The following is a 19,838-nucleotide window of genomic DNA, read 5'->3' as shown; positions in this document are numbered from 1 at the left end:
GTATACCAACCGCTCATCCTGTGGGGAATACGGCGAAGGGTCCTCTGATTAGAGTCCCTTTGTTGCGTATCCAGCTCATGGAAGATCCATCACTCAGTCCGGGATGAGGTATTCTCCACAAACAAACGTTGTTTTTGTTCCTGAGTAATGCGAATTTTCAACAGCCAATCACCGTCTTCATTATGCGATTCGTTTAAAACCGAACCTAATTCATAAAGTTGCGCCCGTAGTTTTGCCTGAGTTGCTTTAAGCACTACGTTTTCAATAAGAACGGCCCCATGCAATTGGGTGCTAATTGCTTCTTTGAGTAAATCGAGTCCCAAATTGGATGCCGCGGAGATCCATACTTTACATTTCCCTTCCTGATAATCTACCTTCGGCAGATACCCTTCTTTTAAATCAATTTTATTAAATACCAGAATGATGGGAATATCATGCACCCCTAACTCATCCAAAACCTGTTGCACCGAAAAAACGTTATCTCGCCAATGAGGATCAGAAATATCGATCACGTGCAGCAATAAATCCGCTTGTTGAGTCTCTTCTAAGGTTGCACGAAAGGCCTCTACTAGTTGATGCGGTAAATCACGAATAAATCCGACGGTATCGGTTAAAATCACGGAGGAAGATCCCGGTAAGTTGAGTTGACGCATCGTAGGATCTAATGTCGCAAACAACTGATCCGCCACATAAATGCTTTCACCGGTTAAGGCATTAAATAAAGTGGATTTACCGGCATTGGTATAACCGACTAAAGATACAGTAAGCAAAGAAGCTTTGCGTCTGGCCTGACGGTTTTGATCCCGGTTGCTGCGGACTTTTTCCAAACGCTTGTTAATGTATTTGATGCGTTCACGCAATAATCGACGGTCGGTTTCCAATTGAGTTTCACCAGGCCCTCGTAAGCCGATACCCCCTTTTTGGCGTTCCAAATGAGTCCAACCACGGATTAAACGCGTTGATAAATGCTGTAATTGAGCCAACTCGACTTGCAATTTTCCTTCAAAAGTTCGTGCACGCTGAGCAAAGATATCAAGAATCAAACCGCTGCGATCCACCACCCGGCATTCAAATAAACGCTCCAGATTTCGCTCTTGTGAAGGGGATAATTCATGATTGACCAGCACCAATTCTGCATCCAGCGCTTTAACCAGCTGCGCAATCTCCTCTGCTTTCCCTTTACCTATATAATACTTGGCATCTGGAGTTGCCCGCGTGCCTAAAACGCAATCCAAAATGTCCGCATTTGCTGAAAGAGCTAACTCTTCAAATTCCTGCAATGCTTTATCCGCATCAATTCCCGGTAGGGCTAATTGCACCAATACTGCCCGCTCACCACCTTGAGGACGTTCAAACACTCAGTTGTTCTCCAAAAAATAGGTTTTATTACTCCAATTGAGGAATAACAATTGAAAGTGGGCCTCTCTATGACCCAAGGCTTTTAGCACATAATGTATTTTTACTTTTCCTCTCTTAAATTATCATTCAGCGACCTGGAGACTCTCAAGCTCGAGTCTACAAAAATAAGCGCCATTAAAAATGGTAGTATTATCTCAAAAGAAGAAAAAAAACACCATTTGATCATAGGCCAAAAAAATTGGCCTACGTACAAACGGTCGAGTTATGGCTCTGTTTAAAAATATTAAAGAACTTTGGGAAGATTAGTATCAGCTGCGTCTAATATCTGTTTTTCTATTTCTTCCTTATCACCCTTACTATCCTGCTTGGGATCTTCTTTTATAAGAGAGTGGTTTAAATTACGAACTTCTTGGCCAGATGCGGTGCGAGTAAAAAAGGTTTTACTCTTAGCGAAACGGCTTATTCCTGTACCAAAAGCAATATTTAAAGCTTCAGCCAAAGTTTCCATAACGGCTATTATCCAAGATCGACGACGCACATCAACAACAGACAACATGCATTGAGAGGCCTGTTCAATCCGGCCCTCAAAATCTTTTTTAGACATGGGTTGATGCAGATTATCGAAGACTGCCTCATATAAGCCTTTTCGATAGCTTTGTTCTTCTTTTTGAAATGCCTTAGCTTTTGCCTTAGCGTTTGCCGGTGCTGTTTCTGCATTCCAGCGCGCTTTTATTTTAGTACAAGTTTCTTCAATTTGAGTAATACTGCTTCTAAATCGCCTACCTTTGGTGTCATCACCTAAATACAAGCTAAAAGCATCTCTTCTATCACGAATATGTGGTTTTCCTGGAACGTAACCAAGCTGCAGCGAACAAAGAGTATCAATCATTTTAGCTTTAGTTTGGACTGAGATGCCTTGCATTTCATTGATTTGAAATAAAACTTTTCGGAAATTTTTTGCCGTAGAGGTATCGATAATCGCCCATTGATAAGCCTCTGTCTTTGCGACATCTAGCTTAAGCGAGAGTAAAATATCCATCGCTTTAAATTTGTCACTGCTCGAATCTAATAAATGTCTCAGTTGCGGTTCAGAGGGACCTACGAACGCATCAACTAAAGCGATTAAATGTTTATTCTCTAATAGGTTGAGAACCTTAGAGCGGGTATCGCCTCTTTCTGAGGTGATGTTCAGAATTTTACTCTTAATGTTCTCAAGCTGTTCAACTAGAGGCTGCTCAGGCTTGAAGTTGTCTACCTCGCCTGTAGCAATTATGCCTTTTTTCACCACTCCTTCAGGAGTTTTAACCGCATAGTGGAATAAATCTTCCACTACTTTAATATAAAGAGTCGTATGTTTTTCCGGTTCATCGCTTTCAGGCATTAATTCGAGATCATAATCCATAGAAGCAATTCTTTTGAACAACTCGCGTCCAATGCTTGCGAAGTTATTTTTAATAAATCGAACATATGTGGACGCAAGTCGAGTGCTCGACGCTATCAGATAGTATTTATCTAAAGCGTTTTGCGAGTGCAAGCTTTCTGCTAGCTCAATTAGGTTTTTATTATGCTCTCTAATAGGAGCAGTTTCTGTAAGTAGTTTAAAATCCCGTTCCGCTAATTTAGCAATCGTCTGAGGAAAGTTTTTGTTTAATGCTTCCCATTGCGCTTTTTCAAGATCGATAGACAGCAGTTTTTTATGAGATGGGTTATAGTAAAAAAAGCCCTCCTTAGTCAGAATATATTGGGGGCTAGTAAAAGTCCCAAGTACATCATTCGTGGGAGTTGCATCGGTTCTTATAAAGCCACAATCCTGCTCCGCACCAATGGGGGGGAGCGCTTCGGCTATTGCGCGAAAGCGCTCCTCTTTTAAAGCCAATGTATAGAATTTATTATCTACTTCACCGAGTGCAGCGAATTTTTTATAAACCCGATTAACTCTAGAGAGTAAGTCTTGAGCTTGAAAATGAGCAGCAAGAAAATCGACCATACTTTCTCTCGCCACAGCACATTTAGGCGTGTCTTGCAAAAACTCTATCACAGACCGGAGGTCCCCAATCTCCAGATCAGGCTTTTTAAATAAAAATTCTATCGCTACGGAAGTAACTTCCGGGGAAGTTTTATTTCGATAAACCCATTTTAACGCATCATCCAAAGTGCTAGCTGGCTTGTTTAAATGTTCTTCAAAATGGGAAAAGGGGACATCGCTATAAGCCATTAACTCCAGCATCCATAATCCTGATGCATAACCCGATAACATTGACTTTAATAATTCGCGGTATTCAGGTACAACACTACACTGATGAAGTAAATCGAGAAATTTTTTGTCTTTCTGGGCAAGCTCTTTAAATGCCTCTGGAGCGCCTAGCACATCGAGATCGAAAGCCAATTGATATAATATCTTTCTTTTTGGCGGATCATAGTCCTTATTTTTCAAAATTTCGTTAAGTTGCTCTGGTAAGGACAACTTTGGATTCAGAATTTTAGCTGCTTGTTCTTGTGACACTTTTATATCTGCCGCAACCAGGACGCTTAATATTTCATTTTCTAATATGGGTTTACATGCTGCTGCACCTTGCCCGGTTATTGTGGCAACTAAAATATCCTTTAGTCCTTCATGTCTTGCAAATTGATTAAAAGCTTTCACCACTTTTAAGTCGTCTGATAATACCGAGTAAGTGCCTAATTGACCCATCTTGTCGAGGTTTATTGCCAACTCAATGCATTGTTCACTTTTCTCGACTTCATCCGCTTTTAAATCAGCAACGATTTTTCTAAACACTGCAGAGCGTAGCACTAATGCATAAGCTTCTGAATTTTTTACATTTAGAGTATCTAGCTTTGCAAAAGCTTCTTGAACGGACGTGATTAAATCCTTATTGTCTAAATTCGCAGATAAAAATGGGAACAATAATTCTGGTTTTATCTTTTCAATTCCTCGGGTTTTATTCAAAAATTCAATCAGCTTTCTGAGAGTACAAAATTGCTGCAAACGAGTTTCGTTAAACTCATTAGGTCTTGGGATAATATCTTCTAAAAATTTAGCGGGATTGTCTGTTAAGACTCTATTTGGATATTTTAATACAAATTGAAACGATAACGACAAGATGTATTGGTTCTTAGGTACATTGCGTGCTGCTACCGCAGCAAATTGAGCAAGTCCTATCAGATCGTCGATAAGTTGTTCTCGCTCATCCCCGCTCTGCAGTAAATCAAAAATCAAATGGGGCGTCTTGCATTTATGGATTAAATGTAGACAATCTATCCCTTGCTCCTTTTGTAAAATGGACTTCAACAACCTAGCGTCTTTATCTGCCAAGTCGTTAAAAAATCTAATGAATCCTTCGGTGTCCGCTTTCAAAACAGACCACAAATCTGATCTTTGTAGCTGGAATAGATTATGGACTAATTCAAAATGTTCCTTTTGAAAGTTCGGATTTTTCTTTAATAATTCGTCATCCAGAATGGATTGCAGATTTTTTGCTAATTGACTCTCTTTGTTCAGGCAATCTTTAATTTCTTCCTTACTTATCTTTAATGCAGTGGGACCCATTGAGTGTAACGCAATAAGATAAGGATTGTTCATCATTGTAGTAGCTGCACTCTCCTCAGCAACAGCACCCTCTTTATCCACAACATCCGGCCCTTTCAAAAGTTGCATCCATTCCGGATCTTCATCAAATGTTACAGGCCAGTGGCCTCTTTTAGAGGTGATTTCCCTAATATCATTCTTTATCGTTTGCAGCTGCTCGCCTAAAGCTAATTGGTGATCAAAGCTCTTTATATCCGTTAGCGCTATTTTATCCTTGATTAGCCCCTCAGATGTCTTGATCATGTAATGGAGTGAATTGCCTACTAATTTTACATAAAGGGTGTACTCAACTATGCCGGATTGGACTTCTGGCCAGAGGGCGATTTTTTCATCCGAGAGCCTGCCAGTGAATAGGTCAGTAAGCAAATCGGCGTGTTCCTTGATTGTTCCGTCTGCATTCAAAATATTATTGAGTATTTCGCCTATACCCGATAACTCAGCAGGCAAATCTGCAACATCTCGCAATCTCTGCAAGTATGCGGGCACTGCGTTCAACTCACCTTCCTCTACAGGTATCGAATCATCAATCATAAACGATTTCGGATCGACTGAACTCAAGAGATACACTTGGCGTTGTTCTTTTGGCAAATGAGTATTTTTAACGACCGTAATCAACCATTGATCGGGTTTATCTTTGCGATAAAAAATGGAGAGAGCTGCTGGTTCTTTTTCTGTGTCAAGGTAAGCCGCACGAGCATCTCCATAAACAGGTAAATTGCTATCATTATCTGGGTCTCCCTGATCGAAAAAAGGAACTACCCCCATTAAAAATCTGAAGGCGCCGCCATCTGGATCACTCTGATAATAATAATCTCTAACTGGATGTGCACCATGCTGCTCCTGAAAATAACGTTGTACTAATTTTTCTTTTATTCCGGGAGTTCGGAACACTTGAACACGCCCATACAGATCCATTTCGAGCTGTTTATTGTCGTCTTTAGGGATAATTTCTAAAACCGATGCGTGTCCCCAAGCTTTATAAACCTCTGAGAAGACGCCTTGAACAAAATATACCTTAGAAACCATAGAAATATCCCCGACCAAAAGTTAATAAACGTGGGTAATTTATGTTTATTATAGAATATAATTTATTAACGCTTCATTAACTGAGTTTTACTGTTCTGCAAATTCTCACTCTAGCCAGGTAATCCAATAGCTGGCAGGTTAAAGCATGGAATATTTTAATCAGTTTGCAAGTAAATGGATCATCCCCGCAAGGCGGGGATGTATTCTTGTATGAGTATTTGCGCTAAAGTGGCTATGGTTTTCTGTTTCTGCAGGAACGACCACCTTCGCCTTTGCTTTAAGGTGAATAACCTCATTTAGCCTTCCTCAGCAGCTTCATGTCCGGAATTTTCTTCTTCAACAGGCATTTTTATGGCACGTGACGGCACCACTGTGGAAATCGCATGCTTGTAAACCATTTGTGTAATTGAATTTTTCAGCATTACCACATACTGATCAAACGAATCCACAATTCCGTGCAATTTAATTCCATTGACCAAAAAAATGGATACGGGCACCTTCTCTTTACGCAATTCATTTAAGAAAGGGTCTTGTAATAAATGAGTTTTAGACATTGCCTACTCCTTATTGTTATTGTATTTTTTAAAGGCAAAACATGCATCTGATCACTTATTCGACATTTTTTCAGAAAACTTTAGATTAATTTCATGACAGTTCGATTTTAATCCGTTACTATAGGGTCTGTTTAAATTTCGCTATCTTGAGTCAAAATGACATGATTTTACACAGTATAGTGGAGTGGCCAACAGACCCCAGGGAGTAGCTCCTTTGTATTATTGTTCAGTACCCTTTCTCATCTTAATTTAAGGAGGATTAAATGGTATTTACTTATAAAGAATTAATTGCCCTAGAAAATCCCTATGAACATTTGAGCGATGGTGATGCACTCGCCGAGAATGCTAAGACCTTTGAGACCTTAAGTCGAAAGGAAAAAATTGCCATAGCAACTAAAATAATCGCCGCCTGCCCGGAAGCAAAATTCAAACAATATGGCCATCACATCAAAGCGTTAGGCGGCCTCATTCAAGAAGAGGGGAATTTCCACTCGGTCATCACTGAAGCATACCAAGTGAGACAACGCATCAACTCCTTACTCGATCCTCGAAATAAATCACCCCATGCTTTGTTTTCAGCTAAAGAATTTAATCCTGCACCTTTCTTTCAATTTAGTGCGCTTGCCAAGCAATTATTAGACTGCAATGAGTCAGAAATTGCAGAACGATTGGCTTTGTGTGTTCCTGAGCAAGAGCGCCATCAAATCGCTTTTAATGTGGGAATCGCTTTCCCTAAGAGTATTCTCAAAGAAAAAATGAATCATGCATTTTTATTGCGTCGCAACATTGAACAATTGTTATTAGGTGATACTCCAGATAAATTTTTTACCAGCCGTGATTATGATGGGGATGGCTGCAGGATGTTCGTCAATATGTTTCGTGTCTTATTAAAAGGCCGGGAAGAATCAATTGCCGGAAAATTGTGTGCGTTAGAATCTGTCAGCCGCTCATCAGTCAAACGCCACCTGGAGTTACTGCATACCGAAGCTTTTGATGAAACGAATCCGTTCAAGTTAATTGTCGATGCTATAAATAAAAAAGAAAGCTCTGAACAAAAGAAAAATGAGTCTCAAGCCAGTAATCGAAATGGGTTATTTAATCATTCGCCAACACCGCCCAAAAAATCACTGTCTATGGAGCAATTTGATTTAAGTAGTGAAGCTGATGATGAGAAAAAACTGTCCCGTGATAGCTCATCTGAAAATAAAGAGGAAGAATATTTTGAAGAATCTCATTTCACTCCGTTTTAAACTCGTCCGCCCTTACAAAGTAAGGGCACTTTATTTTGATCCTTAATTTCAAGAGAGATATTAATGACTCACGAAAAACTCACTGTTGCCTTAGTGCAAGAAAAATGGCATGAAAACCCTAAAGAACATCAAGACAAACTAGCGTCCGGAATCAATGCCGCCGCACAACAAGGAGCGGCCATTGTTTGTTTACAAGAGCTTACCCTGAGCCCTTATTTCTGTACGCGCGCGAATGTAGATCCCAGCCCATTTATGGAAGACATCCATACAGGACCTACGGCTCAATTCGTCAGTCAAATGGCTAAAGCACACAATATTTGCATCACCGCCTCACTATTCGAAAAAGCCGGCTTCAATACCGCTGTGGCTTATAACAATAAAGGCGAGCTGATTGGAATCACTCGCAAACAACACATCCCCAGTGGGGAAAAATACCATGAAAATTTCTACTTTAAACCTGGAGATTCTGATTATCCAGTCCACCAAATTGCTGGACATAAATGGGGTTTACCGACCTGTTATGATCAATGGTTTCCAGAGTTGTCACGCATTTATGGTTTAAAAGGCACCGAAGTTTTAGTATACCCCACTGCCATTGGTGGTGAACCTACGGCACCCGAAGTCAATACACAGCCTATGTGGCAAAAGGTTATGGTTGCCCAAGGGATCATGAGTAATACCTTTATCATTGCCGCCAATAGAATTGGTTGTGAAGACGGATTAGAATTTTATGGTAGCAGCTTCATCAGTACGCCTATGGGTGAAATTTTAGCGCAAGCATCTCGAGATAAACCCGCAGTATTAGTAGCCGAACTCGACTTTGGCCAGCGCGCATTGTGGGGAAGATTATTTCCCTTTGCTCAGCAGCGAGAGCCTTCAACCTACCATGATCTTGTCAAATCACGCTAATGCCTTTGGAAAATCGACTTATGAACATCAGTGCATCACCTGAAGAAAATTTATACAACATCAACAACTGGGGTGAGGGATACTTCAGTATTAATGCTCAAGGGAATATCGAAATAAGCAAAGCACCGGGGAAACCAGGTGTTGAGCTGCAAGCGATTGTTAATGAGGCAAGCAGAGCAGGACTCCATCTTCCCCTGCTCATCCGTTGTTCTGACATCTTACATGACCGTGTACACCGTATCTATGAAGCATTCACGCAAGCCATAGAAGAAAATGAGTATACAGGGCATTACAAGCTGGTTTACCCCATTAAAGTGAACCAAGAACAAAGCGTGGTTCGCGAGCTGTTGAAATCACCCAATCACTCGATCGGCCTGGAGGCGGGTTCGAAACCTGAGCTCATGGCGGTAATTGGCATGTTGGGCAATCAACAACACAGTACGATCGTATGTAACGGTTATAAAGACAGTTATTACATACGCACAGCGCTGATTGCTCAGCAAATGGGACACAAGGTCTTTATTGTCATCGAGAAAATCTCGGAACTGGATATTATTTTAAAGGAATCAGCTCGCTTAAAAGTAAAACCTTCTCTTGGTGTTCGTATCCGCCTAATCAGTAAAAGTGCCGGGAAATGGGAACATACTGGCGGGGTCAAATCCAAGTTTGGCCTTACCGCAAAACAAGTTCTCGAGTTGGTTAATAAATTAAAAGCGCATAATATGCTCGATTGCCTTCAGCTGATGCATTGTCATCTGGGCTCACAAATTGCCAACATTCACGATATTCGCCACTGCATGCAGGAAGTGTCCCGATACTATGTCGAACTGCGTCAATTAAATGCACCCATTGATACCATTGACGTCGGTGGTGGACTCAGTGTGGATTATGAAGGGACTCATTCCAATCACGGCTGCTCCATGAATTACAGCATCCATGAGTATGCTACCCATATTCTCCTTGCCATTCAGTATCTGTGTCAGGAGTCAAATGTCCCCGAACCCAATATTATTTCAGAATCAGGGCGCGCATTAACTGCGCATCATGCCGTGTTAATTTCGGATATTAGTGATATAGAAATTATTAATAAATCGCCCTCACTTCCAGAAATTACTGATGAGGACTCCCATGTGATCCGTGATATCTATGATACGTATCACTCAATTACGGCAAGCTCACCCATTGAGATATATAACTATGCGGAACATTCCTTAAATGAGGCTCATTCTTTGTTCAAGCACGGGGTGATTAGCTTGCAGGAAAAGGCTAAAGTAGAGGCATTTTATACCAATATATGCATGGAGCTGAAAGAACGCCTGAATGTAGAAAACCCCTCTGAAGAAACTTTATTGGCAAAAATTAATGAGGATATGGCCGTTAAAGTCTTCTGTAATATCTCATTTTTCCAATCGATTCCAGATGCTTGGGCTATAGGGCAAATCTTTCCTATCGCCCCAATTTCACAGCTTACCCAAACACCGTATATGCACAGTGTTTTACAAGATTTAACTTGCGATTCAGATGGAACCATTAAAGAATACCTCGGTAGTTCCTGTGTGAACTCAACGCTAATGCTTCCTCCATACGACAACAACAATCCGTATTCACTAGGTTTTTTCTTGGTAGGTGCTTACCAAGAAATATTAGGTAATTTGCATAATTTATTCGGGGATACCAATTCCTTGGATGTCAAACTCTTTGACGACGGGCAATTTGAACTGAATGATTTGGTCAGTGGCGACACCGTAACCAATGTGCTGAACCTCGCTCATTTTGATACCAAAAAATTAGTCCAATCCTATGAGAAACAATTAATTCATGCAGAACTACCTAAAGAAACGACGCTTTTGTATTTAAATGAATTAAGAAGCATTTTTTCTCAATTAACCTATTTAGACGAACATATTCGGAGAAAATAAGATGACACCAAAACAAAGTGGATTTTCTATGCCCGCTGAGTGGCATCCTCATGAGCGGTGTTGGATGGCATGGCCTTGTCATCTTGAAACTTGGTCTAAAATTGGCCTCCCAAAGGCCCGGAGTGCCTACGCACGGGTTGCTCAAGCTATAGCCCAGTATGAACCAGTAACTATGCTGGTCAATCCAGGGGATGAAGAATTAGCCAAAAGCATGTGTGGTAATGGAATTACGTTGTTTACCCTCCCTATTAATGACTCATGGACCCGAGATACCGGACCTACTTTTTTATTAAATCAGCACCAACATTTAGCGGGAGTTGATTGGATACATAATGCTTGGGGTGGTAACTATCAAGATTGTGCGCTGGATAACCAAATTGCAGGAGCAATCATAAAGCAGACTCATGCCCTAGCCTTTTCGGCACCGTTGGTTATGGAAGGTGGTTCATTTCACGTCGATGGAGAAGGAACCATACTCACTTCGCGTGAATGCCTGCTTAATGAAAACCGTAACCCCAAACTCAGCCAACAACAAATTGAAAATTATTTGTATGACTTTCTGGGTGCGCAGAAAATTATATGGTTAAACAAGGGGTTATTAGGGGATGAAACCGATGGTCATATTGATGAAATCGCGTGTTTTATTGCCCCCGGCAAAGTGCTTTGCCTTATTACTCATGATAAGGAAGATCCCAATTATGCAACCTTGCATGAGAACCTGGAAATTCTTAAATCTGCGACTGACGCAAAAGGACGAAAGTTTGAAGTTTATACGGTCGAGCAACCACCAGCCACTTATCTTGATGGCGAGCGATTAACTTTATCCTACATTAATTTTTATTTGGCCAATAAAGGAATCGTCATGCCTGCCTTTGGATACGCACAACACGACCAGGCAGCCTATCAATTATTCTCGCAGTTATATCCAGGCTATCATATTTCACAAATTGATGCGCTGGATGTATTTGCCGGAGGTGGGGGAATCCATTGCATCACGCAACAGGAGCCTAAGAGTCTGTCTAAGACAACACGACCTCCTCTTTGAGACATTTCTTACATTGTGTTGCTCCATCCGCGCAATGACAACAACAGCCAAAAGGCTATACTTAACTCAAAGGGATGACACGGATTCGTCTGACAGGAAGTCAAACTAAGGGACCAGTACATGGGATGTACTTCGCTGCAAGGATGCAGCACACTAAACGCTTAATATATCTTATTTCTCCATAAGAAAAAAATCTCTCTTCACTCCATGGCTGGTACGAAGAGAGATTACTCCATTGTCAGGATGGTGTTGTAGTGCCTTTGATTTGCTCCTCCACATTCCTAGAGCCTTACAACACCGTCCCGTATCAGTTAAGCAGAATAGCTAAAAACGTAGCAATACGGTACCAGATAACCATTTTCTATAGTTTATATGTAGCAGTAATCTCTTCCTCTTCCTCTTCAGTAAACTCCCTGACAAATTTCCCTTTAAAATCACCAAAAACGCCACTAAAATGGCCCTCAAATTTACGTGCGTGAAACAAAGTTCCCGCGATAAGATGGCTCTTCGCTATAAGCTCTTGGGCATTGGGTGCGCTTTTTTTAGTTGGTGTCTCTGCACCATTTATTTCTTCAATTTTTTGGCTTATTACGGCAACAATCTCGTCGGCGGCTGTATCTAAAATAAAGTTCTGCCCGTCTATCCCATCGCTATGCTCATTGGTGACGTAAACGTCGGCTCCCATGGAACTGCTCGCAGTAAATCTTAAGAATCCTGGACCAACGTATTTTCTTTCCTGTTTGATGCTATCGCAACGAATTCGTCCGCGCTCGTTCATGTCGCGATTGATACGGCGCTCGATGATGTCTGAATAATTGTCCGTGGCGACATTCGCGGTAACCACCGGTACATCGGCTGACCAATATTTTTTATAAAAATATTGCGCAAAAATCCCTTCGAGAATAATCACATCGGATGGATCCACCTGCTCTTCATCGATGCGACTGTTCGTTTTGAAATCAAAAATGGGCTTAGTGATCGATTTTCCTTGATGTAACTCGCCAATATGCGTGATTAATAAATCTAAATGGAGCATGTCCGGCGTATCGAAATTAGTATTTTTTCGGTAGTCTTCAAGATTAACATCCTTTGGGCATTCTTTATAATAATCATCCATGTTTAATATTTGCGCGCTTGTTCCTGTTTCTTTTAATTTGTTTAATAGATGACTCGATAAGCCTGTTTTTCCGGAACCAGACGCTCCGCCAATAATTACAAAAATCATATTTGCCTCAAAGATGTGTCAAATTTAGGTTCATAAAGCGTGCGAATTATACATACGTACAGTTGGTTACTCAATCAAAAGTTTTTTTGTTTTTTTTGTATGAAATGTATAAAAAAATTATCCCTTTCAGGCAATTTGATGTTACTGCTGCGCCAATGCGTGTTCGGTAAAAATCCCCAGTCTTTTTGATTCTATGATTTCATGGGGGTATCTGTTCAAGAATGCAACTCTTGATTGAGTTTTGGGCTCAATCAAGAGTTTGGGTTTTATTTATTGAGTGGAGGAATATCGATCAATTGATAATTTGGTAAATCATGAATCAAACTGCCAAGCTCAGGTGAACCTAAACCCGTAACATAGTCATACCCTTCTTGAGCAGTACAATAGTAACCACAGTCTCCGTTAGTTCCAGAGATAATGTCGTTATAATTGTAATGGTATTTTCCGCCATTAGGGCTTGCTGCAGCATACAGTATATTCACAAAATGACCACCAAATACTTTACCATACAGTGAATTGGCAACCGCAACGATTCCCGCCCATTGAGGAGCACCCGCACTAGTACCACCAACTACGGCCCAACCTACACCATCACTGCTTGGAACGGAGTTATAAACTGAAAATCCTGTTTCTGGATCAGCGTTATAGGCTACATCAGGAACTCCTCGCATATTGTTTGATTGAGGGATTGGTAGATTTTTTTGATACTCTGGCCACGCCTCTACTGAGCTAACTCCACCGCCACTTCCTGACCATGCCTCTTCACCTTGATAGTTTCCATAGGAGTCAACATTTAAAGTAGTTCCACCTACAGCCAAGACATATGGGGAGGATGCGGGATAAATGGTTCCTGTACCACTATCACCAGAGGATGCAGTAAAGGTTACTTTTGGATTGTTAAACACCGCATCATAGGAAGTTTGCCCAGCAAACTCACTGCCACCCCAGCTCATGGAAACCACGGTCGCCCCATTTTTTACGGCCACTTGCACCGCTTTAAATAAACTATCCATTTGATCATTTGCCGCTTCAACTAAAATGATTTTTGCTGCCGGCGCTACCGCATGTGCCCATTCAACATCTAGGGCAATTTCTCCAGCCCAACCTGCGTCTGTTCTTGGCTTTTTACCCGTAGCATATATTTTTTTAAAACAACCATTTGCTGTCGTGCATGCAGGCAAACCAAAGTGTTTTGAGAATACTGCTAAATCTGCTTCGATTTTTGGGTCATCGTATGCATCTACAATTGCTATAACCTGACCTTTCCCTTGTGCATTCACCGAATTAAACCCATAAGCAACTCGAATTTGGCTTGGTGTTAATCCAGTGGGCATGAAGTGAGGGGTGTTTGGTTTATAACGAATGGGATGATGTGCTATCCCAGGAGCTTTTGGCAAAGCATAAGCCTGTACGCTCAATAAACCGAATACAACTGGTGTAACTAGAAGTTTAAATGGCAGTCCATTTAATTTTAATTTCATAGCATCTCCTTGTATCGTTAAATCCTTACAGCCATAAAAATCAATATGTTTCTTGAATAAGAAATAACCGCTTTCGAATACTCCATCGCTTATAAAAAAATCCTATCTTTGCAAGGAGCTTCCGGGGCATAGTTCAATACATAGTTTGGAAGGAGCGATGAGTACCAAACCTGACCTTAGCCATTTCCTCTGTCGCGAGAATGATCTGCAATTTTTAATGTAAACTCATTGTGACAGATATCCTGTCATAGGTGCTATCATATGTCCAGAAATGTTTTAACTGATGCATTTGATTGATTTGAAATACTTTTTTAGGTATTGGATGGGTTCATGATTTGAGACGATGAATTTTGTGTGATCATGACTGATTAGGGTCTGTTTCCATTTCTTTAGCTTGGGCACTTAGCACGCTCTCGTTATGCTCGCGATAGCGTGGTTATTTGTCCAAGAGAGTAAAAATGGAAACAAGCCCTTATTGCTTACGCTCGTTTTTATACGTCTATATTTTCGGCTTCTAAAGCATTACTTTCAATGAACTCCCTTCGGGGCTCAACATTGTCACCCATAAGGGTGGTGAAAATAGCATCGGCAGCAACGGCATCTTCTATGCTTACTTGCAGCATACGTCGCACAGCCGGATCCATGGTTGTCTCCCAAAGTTGGTCTGGGTTCATTTCTCCAAGACCTTTATAGCGCTGGATAGCCTGACCTTTTTTCGCTTCCTCCATCAACCAGTTTAGGGCTTGTTCAAAGTGTTCTACAGCGAGCTCCTTTTCACCACGTTTGATGTAAGCGCCTTCTTCCACCAGACTTGCTAATTTAGAACCCAGGCTCACTAACTCCTTATAGTCTTTTGAATTGAAGAATTCTACATTCATAGGAATATAATTCTCCATTCCATGCTGAGTCACTATGATTCTGGGGATAAACTGATTGGTATCAGCTATTGAATGAACCTCTACTTGATATTGTTCTGTCTTGCTTCCAAGCTGCTGCATGCCCAAATGCAATTGCTTGCACCAATTGGCGATTTTTTCTTGCTGACTAAAGTCTTCACTATGCAAAGTGGGCAAATAGGCTACACGTTTCAATATGTCAGATGGATATCGTCTTTTATAGCGTTTGATAATCTTTTCAACACGTCGATACTGCTGCACCAACTCTTCCAAAGCCATAGCGGTAATCGGCGGAATGTCTTTTCCTGGATAGAATGCTGCTCCGTCTAAAGCACTTTGCGTTAAATATTCGAACAACGCTTCATCATCTTTAACATACTGTTCCTGTTTTCCACGCTTTACTTTATACAGTGGAGGTTGAGCAATATAAATATAACCACGCTCTAACAACTCCGGGGTTTGTCTGTAGAAGAAAGTAAGGAGTAAGGTTCTGATGTGCGAACCATCAACGTCAGCATCGGTCATGATGATGATGCGATGGTAACGTACTTTATCTGGATCATATTCATCAGGTCCTATGCCACAACCCAAAGCAGTAATGAGTGTAGCAACCTCTTGTGATGAAAGCATTTTGTCAAAACGTGCTTTCTCAACGTTCAATATCTTTCCTTTGAGCGGTAAAATGGCTTGGAATTTCCTATCTCGCCCTTGTTTTGCCGAACCACCTGCTGAGTCTCCCTCTACTAGATAGAGTTCTGATAAAGCAGGATCCTTTTCTTGGCAATCAGCAAGCTTTCCAGGCAATCCGGCTATATCGAGCGCTCCCTTGCGACGTGTCATTTCTCGGGCGCGTCGGGCTGCCTCTCTTGCACGTGCCGCGTCGATTATTTTGCCGACAATCGCTTTTGCACTGGATGGATTTTCCAGGAGGAAATCATTGAATTTTTCAGAAACACTGGATTCAACCACCGATTTTACTTCTGAAGAAACAAGCTTATCTTTTGTTTGTGAAGAGAATTTTGGATCAGGCACTTTAACAGAAAGCACTGCCGTCAGGCCTTCGCGCGCATCATCTCCCGTTGGTGACACCTTAGCTTTTTTAGCATAACCTTCGTTCTCAATGTAGTTGTTCAGTGTTCTGGTCAAAGCGGCTCTGAAACCCGCCATATGGGTTCCCCCATCGCGCTGCGGAATATTATTTGTAAAGCAATAAAGCGTTTCTTGATAAGAGTCATTCCACTGCATTGAGAGTTCAACAACAATATTATCTTTTTCAGCAGTCATGGAAAAAACTGCGGGCATAATGACGTTTTTATTTTTATTAAGATGTTCCACAAACGCCATTATTCCACCTTCATAGTGGAAAGTATCTTGTCTTTGTGAGCGCTCATCATATAAGTGGATGCAAACCCCGGAGTTTAAATAGGATAATTCCCTTAAGCGTTTGGCCAAAATATCGTAGTGAAATTCAATATTTGAGAATGTTTCAGCACTTGGCTTGAACCAAATTTGGGTCCCAGTGGTCGTTGCATCACCTGTTTCTGCCATCGGTGCATCGGGGACCCCATTACGATAATGTTGCTCATGTATTTTGCCATGCCGACGCACCGTCAGATGTAATTCTTCAGATAAAGCATTAACTACGGACACCCCTACACCATGCAATCCACCAGATACTTTATAGGAATTATCATCAAATTTTCCACCGGCATGAAGTACTGTCATGATCACTTCTGCCGCAGATCGACCTTCTTCTTTGTGAATATCTACTGGTATTCCGCGTCCATCGTCTTTGACGGTAATTGACTCATCGGAATGGATGGTTACAAAAATCTCTTTGCAATGGCCCGCCAGTGCTTCATCGATAGAGTTATCTACAACTTCAAAAACCATGTGGTGCAGACCAGTACCATCATCTGTATCTCCGATGTACATTCCTGGTCGCTTTCTTACTGCATCTAACCCCTTTAGGACTTTAATATTATTTGAATCGTAACTGGCATCAACGCTCATTAGGAGGTCCTCTTAACCTTTCGTGGTGTTCTATTCTGAATACTTTATCATAGCATATTTTGAGCTGCGTTTATATCTCATCGAGTATCTTTACATCGATGAAGATTGGCTCTATCAAATGAAATGTATTAACGAGGAATTACCGACTTTCATTTCTTGGGTTTTCATCCAACTGGGCTTACCCTTTTCATTTGTTCCACGTGAAACAATCGTCACTGATTTAATCTACCGTCGCTAATTGGTACAATTAAATGCTGTTGATCCATGATTATAGGGATCAATAACGAGGGATAGCTTGTAGAGGTGATAACATATTGACCTGCTCTTTTTGCAAGACAAGCCATCAACTGTGTTTGGTGTTGCTCATCCAGTTCAGCTGGGAGATCATCAATTAAATACAAACAATCCTGTGTTAATAAATTGGCTTGGGCTAGGCGCATTGCAAACAAAATTATTTTTTGTTGTCCTCGTGATAAAACTTGTTTGGCTTTATTTTGATTGACCTCAATCAGAATATCGGCTTGATGAGCGCCAAACTGGGTGTAGGCCTTTTGGTTATCACTGGCAAACCCTTCTTGTAATATGTCCACTAAGTCTTTGCCCGTATTTTTTTTATCCCATCCTTTATAGTAGCTCATCGTGCAGTCAAGTGGGCTTAGCTCGTGCAACACCTTGGTAAATGCGCACGACCATTGTGCAAAATAGTCCTCTCGAAGCAAATGGAGTTGATTGGCGAATTGACTTAACAAATTGTCCCAGGGAATAAAATGGTCATAAGGTGCGCGTTGTCGTAAAAGCGCATTACGCTGTTTTAGCACCCTTTTGTACTCTTTCCAAATCGAAAGATAATTATGTTTCACGTGAAACAATCCCCAATCCAATAGGCTACGGCGCACGGAAGGTCCCGCATCGATAATTTGAAAAATATCAGAATAAAAAACCTGGCAGGGTAAAGCATACGCCAATTGACTGGTGGTGGAACAAAATTGGTTGTTTAATTTAATTTGAGTCGGTTGAGAATAAGATTTTTGAATACTTATCGTCTCTTGTTGTTGTGCACGAGCAAACACAGTTAAAGCAGGTTGTTCATAGGAAATAATTGGCGAAATTTCGCGAGAGCGAAATGAATGACCACAACTTAAGAGATAAAGCGCTTCAAGGATGGATGTTTTGCCACTTCCATTGGCCCCGAATAGGAAATTGAATCGGGGACTTAAATCGAGATGAACTGATGAAAGATTACGTAGGTGATGAATTTTTAATTCAGATAAAATCATATTTTCATGGGCATAATGATATATTGGTAATTATCGTCGGCTAAGGACTCAATTAAAATACTGCTGTCTGTATTGGATAAGGATAAACGGATTTGTCCTTCCCCAAAATGAGAGAGCACGTCAAGTAAGTACGTAGCGTTCAAGCCGATTTTTAATTCATCTCCCTGAGTTTCGGCAATTAAAGATTCTACTGCCTCTTCTTGTTCATTATTGTTAGCGATTAAAGTGAGCATACCGGGTTGTAGGTGAAGCATGACCGCTCTCGACTTTTCATGAGCCAAAATAACAATCCGAGACAGCGAACGTTTAAACACAGAACAATCAATGATGATTTGTTTGTCCTGATTTTTAGGAATTGCCTTATTATAAGGAGGGAAGCGTGCTTCTATTAATTTCGATAAAAAAACAAACTGGCGTGACACTAATTTAAAATGCGATTTACCGGCAGCCAATAAAACTTCTTCATCGTCAATGCTATTAAGAAGTCGTAATAACTCTTGAATTCCTTTTTTGGGTAACAATAGTTTTTTTTCACTCGAATTAGAACATTGATGACGGCAAATTGCCATTCTATGCCCATCGGTTGCAACGGCAGAAATAAGATTTGCTTCAAAATCAAGAAATAAGCCATTAAGGAATACGCGTACATCCTGCTGTGCCATGGCAAAATGTGTTGACTGCAACAGTTTGAGTAAAACCAAACGAGGAATGGTTAATTCAACTTCGTTACACTCATCTTCACTAAGTGGATAACTATCAGCGGGTAAGGTCGCCAACTTAAATGAACTTCGTCCTTGCTTAATCGTTAAAAGACCATTATCTACAATCACATTAGGTGTCGCTTCATCATCTAAGGAACGAAAAATATCAATAAATTTTTTAGCAGGCACTGTAATACTGCCAGTTTGTGATCCGGACTGACACGCAACGTGTGCGGAAATTTCGATTTCTAAATCGGTCGCTGTGATATTCAATAGGCCATCTGCCAATTTAAAGTAAAAGTTCGACAAAATAGCTAAGGATTGTTTTTTATCTACAGCACCTGCCACTGTAAGTATTGGGGCAAGTAAGTCTTCTTTTTTTATAGCGAATTCAAACAAGATAGAACTCCATATTCAGCTAACTAACAAACACCTCATCGTCCCCACTCCTAACTCACTGTCATTCGGTTAAAATAAGCTCTGACTCACTACGCTCCACGAACATATCGCGCGACGCAGGCAATTTTCTTAACTTACTCGTAGCAGATTCAGAACTAGGGCATGAAGCAGGATTAAATAAAAACAAACCTATAG

The 19,838-nt window shown here is 40.9% G+C and carries 12 protein-coding genes; 4 read left to right on the top strand and 8 right to left on the bottom strand.

Annotation, left to right across the window (positions count from 1 at the left end):
* Positions 1–89: 89 nt before the first annotated feature.
* From hflX to hfq, 3 genes are all read right to left on the bottom strand, one after another.
* Positions 90–1,358 (bottom strand): ribosome rescue GTPase HflX, encoded by a 1,269-nt coding sequence (gene hflX / locus OQJ13_RS08960; protein WP_265710520.1) that lies wholly within the window; start codon positions 1,356–1,358, stop codon positions 90–92.
* Positions 1,359–1,642: 284 nt separating this feature from the next.
* Positions 1,643–5,974, bottom strand: coding sequence for a hypothetical protein (locus tag OQJ13_RS08955; RefSeq protein WP_265710519.1), 4,332 nt, complete (start codon positions 5,972–5,974; stop codon positions 1,643–1,645).
* Positions 5,975–6,270: 296 nt separating this feature from the next.
* On the bottom strand, positions 6,271–6,528 hold the full coding sequence (gene hfq, locus OQJ13_RS08950) for an RNA chaperone Hfq (RefSeq protein ID WP_265710518.1): 258 nt from the start codon (positions 6,526–6,528) through the stop codon (positions 6,271–6,273).
* Between the two features lie 263 nt (positions 6,529–6,791).
* Here hfq and OQJ13_RS08945 point away from each other — a divergent pair, with 263 nt between their 5' ends.
* From OQJ13_RS08945 to OQJ13_RS08930, 4 genes are all read left to right on the top strand, one after another.
* On the top strand, positions 6,792–7,778 hold the full coding sequence (locus tag OQJ13_RS08945) for a lpg0008 family Dot/Icm T4SS effector (RefSeq protein ID WP_265710517.1): 987 nt from the start codon (positions 6,792–6,794) through the stop codon (positions 7,776–7,778).
* Between the two features lie 63 nt (positions 7,779–7,841).
* Complete coding sequence (locus OQJ13_RS08940; protein WP_028381429.1) at positions 7,842–8,687, top strand: carbon-nitrogen hydrolase; 846 nt, start codon at positions 7,842–7,844, stop codon at positions 8,685–8,687.
* A gap of 20 nt (positions 8,688–8,707) precedes the next feature.
* Positions 8,708–10,606 (top strand): biosynthetic arginine decarboxylase, encoded by a 1,899-nt coding sequence (speA, locus tag OQJ13_RS08935; RefSeq protein ID WP_265710516.1) that lies wholly within the window; start codon positions 8,708–8,710, stop codon positions 10,604–10,606.
* Position 10,607: 1 nt separating this feature from the next.
* Positions 10,608–11,651 (top strand): agmatine deiminase family protein, encoded by a 1,044-nt coding sequence (locus tag OQJ13_RS08930; RefSeq protein WP_265710515.1) that lies wholly within the window; start codon positions 10,608–10,610, stop codon positions 11,649–11,651.
* A 361-nt stretch (positions 11,652–12,012) separates the two neighbouring features.
* On the opposite strand, the gene OQJ13_RS08925 is transcribed toward OQJ13_RS08930, so the two are convergent.
* The 5 genes from OQJ13_RS08925 to dnaN form a co-directional block, all read right to left on the bottom strand.
* On the bottom strand, positions 12,013–12,876 hold the full coding sequence (locus OQJ13_RS08925; protein ID WP_265710514.1) for a uridine kinase family protein: 864 nt from the start codon (positions 12,874–12,876) through the stop codon (positions 12,013–12,015).
* 266 nt (positions 12,877–13,142) lie between these two features.
* A complete protein-coding gene (locus OQJ13_RS08920) occupies positions 13,143–14,357 on the bottom strand; it encodes a S53 family peptidase (RefSeq protein WP_265710513.1) in 1,215 nt (404 codons plus the stop codon).
* Positions 14,358–14,848: 491 nt separating this feature from the next.
* Positions 14,849–17,266, bottom strand: a complete 2,418-nt coding sequence (gene gyrB, locus OQJ13_RS08915; RefSeq protein WP_265710512.1) for a DNA topoisomerase (ATP-hydrolyzing) subunit B — start codon at positions 17,264–17,266, stop codon at positions 14,849–14,851.
* Between the two features lie 212 nt (positions 17,267–17,478).
* On the bottom strand, positions 17,479–18,543 hold the full coding sequence (recF, locus tag OQJ13_RS08910; RefSeq protein WP_265710511.1) for a DNA replication/repair protein RecF: 1,065 nt from the start codon (positions 18,541–18,543) through the stop codon (positions 17,479–17,481).
* Positions 18,540–19,643 (bottom strand): DNA polymerase III subunit beta, encoded by a 1,104-nt coding sequence (gene dnaN, locus OQJ13_RS08905; protein ID WP_265710510.1) that lies wholly within the window; start codon positions 19,641–19,643, stop codon positions 18,540–18,542. The genes recF and dnaN overlap by 4 nt, the downstream gene beginning before the upstream one ends.
* Positions 19,644–19,838: the final 195 nt, after the last annotated feature.

Source organism: Legionella sp. PATHC035 (assembly GCF_026191115.1).
Classification (GTDB): Bacteria; Pseudomonadota; Gammaproteobacteria; order Legionellales; family Legionellaceae; genus Legionella.
The sequence above is the reverse complement of the archived record's forward strand: the minus strand, read 5'-3'. Positions and strand labels throughout refer to the sequence as shown.

Bases quoted from the DNA above. Each gene is read 5' to 3' on its own strand.
- OQJ13_RS08930 (WP_265710515.1), top strand. From the start codon at position 10,608: ATGACACCAAAACAAAGTGGATTTTCTATGCCCGCTGAGTGGCATCCT.
- OQJ13_RS08940 (WP_028381429.1), top strand. From the start codon at position 7,842: ATGACTCACGAAAAACTCACTGTTGCCTTAGTGCAAGAAAAATGGCAT.
- gyrB (WP_265710512.1), bottom strand. From the start codon at position 17,266: ATGAGCGTTGATGCCAGTTACGATTCAAATAATATTAAAGTCCTAAAG.
- recF (WP_265710511.1), bottom strand. From the start codon at position 18,543: ATGATTTTATCTGAATTAAAAATTCATCACCTACGTAATCTTTCATCA.
- OQJ13_RS08925 (WP_265710514.1), bottom strand. From the start codon at position 12,876: ATGATTTTTGTAATTATTGGCGGAGCGTCTGGTTCCGGAAAAACAGGC.
- OQJ13_RS08945 (WP_265710517.1), top strand. From the start codon at position 6,792: ATGGTATTTACTTATAAAGAATTAATTGCCCTAGAAAATCCCTATGAA.
- speA (WP_265710516.1), top strand. From the start codon at position 8,708: ATGAACATCAGTGCATCACCTGAAGAAAATTTATACAACATCAACAAC.
- OQJ13_RS08920 (WP_265710513.1), bottom strand. From the start codon at position 14,357: ATGAAATTAAAATTAAATGGACTGCCATTTAAACTTCTAGTTACACCA.
- OQJ13_RS08955 (WP_265710519.1), bottom strand. From the start codon at position 5,974: ATGGTTTCTAAGGTATATTTTGTTCAAGGCGTCTTCTCAGAGGTTTAT.
- hfq (WP_265710518.1), bottom strand. From the start codon at position 6,528: ATGTCTAAAACTCATTTATTACAAGACCCTTTCTTAAATGAATTGCGT.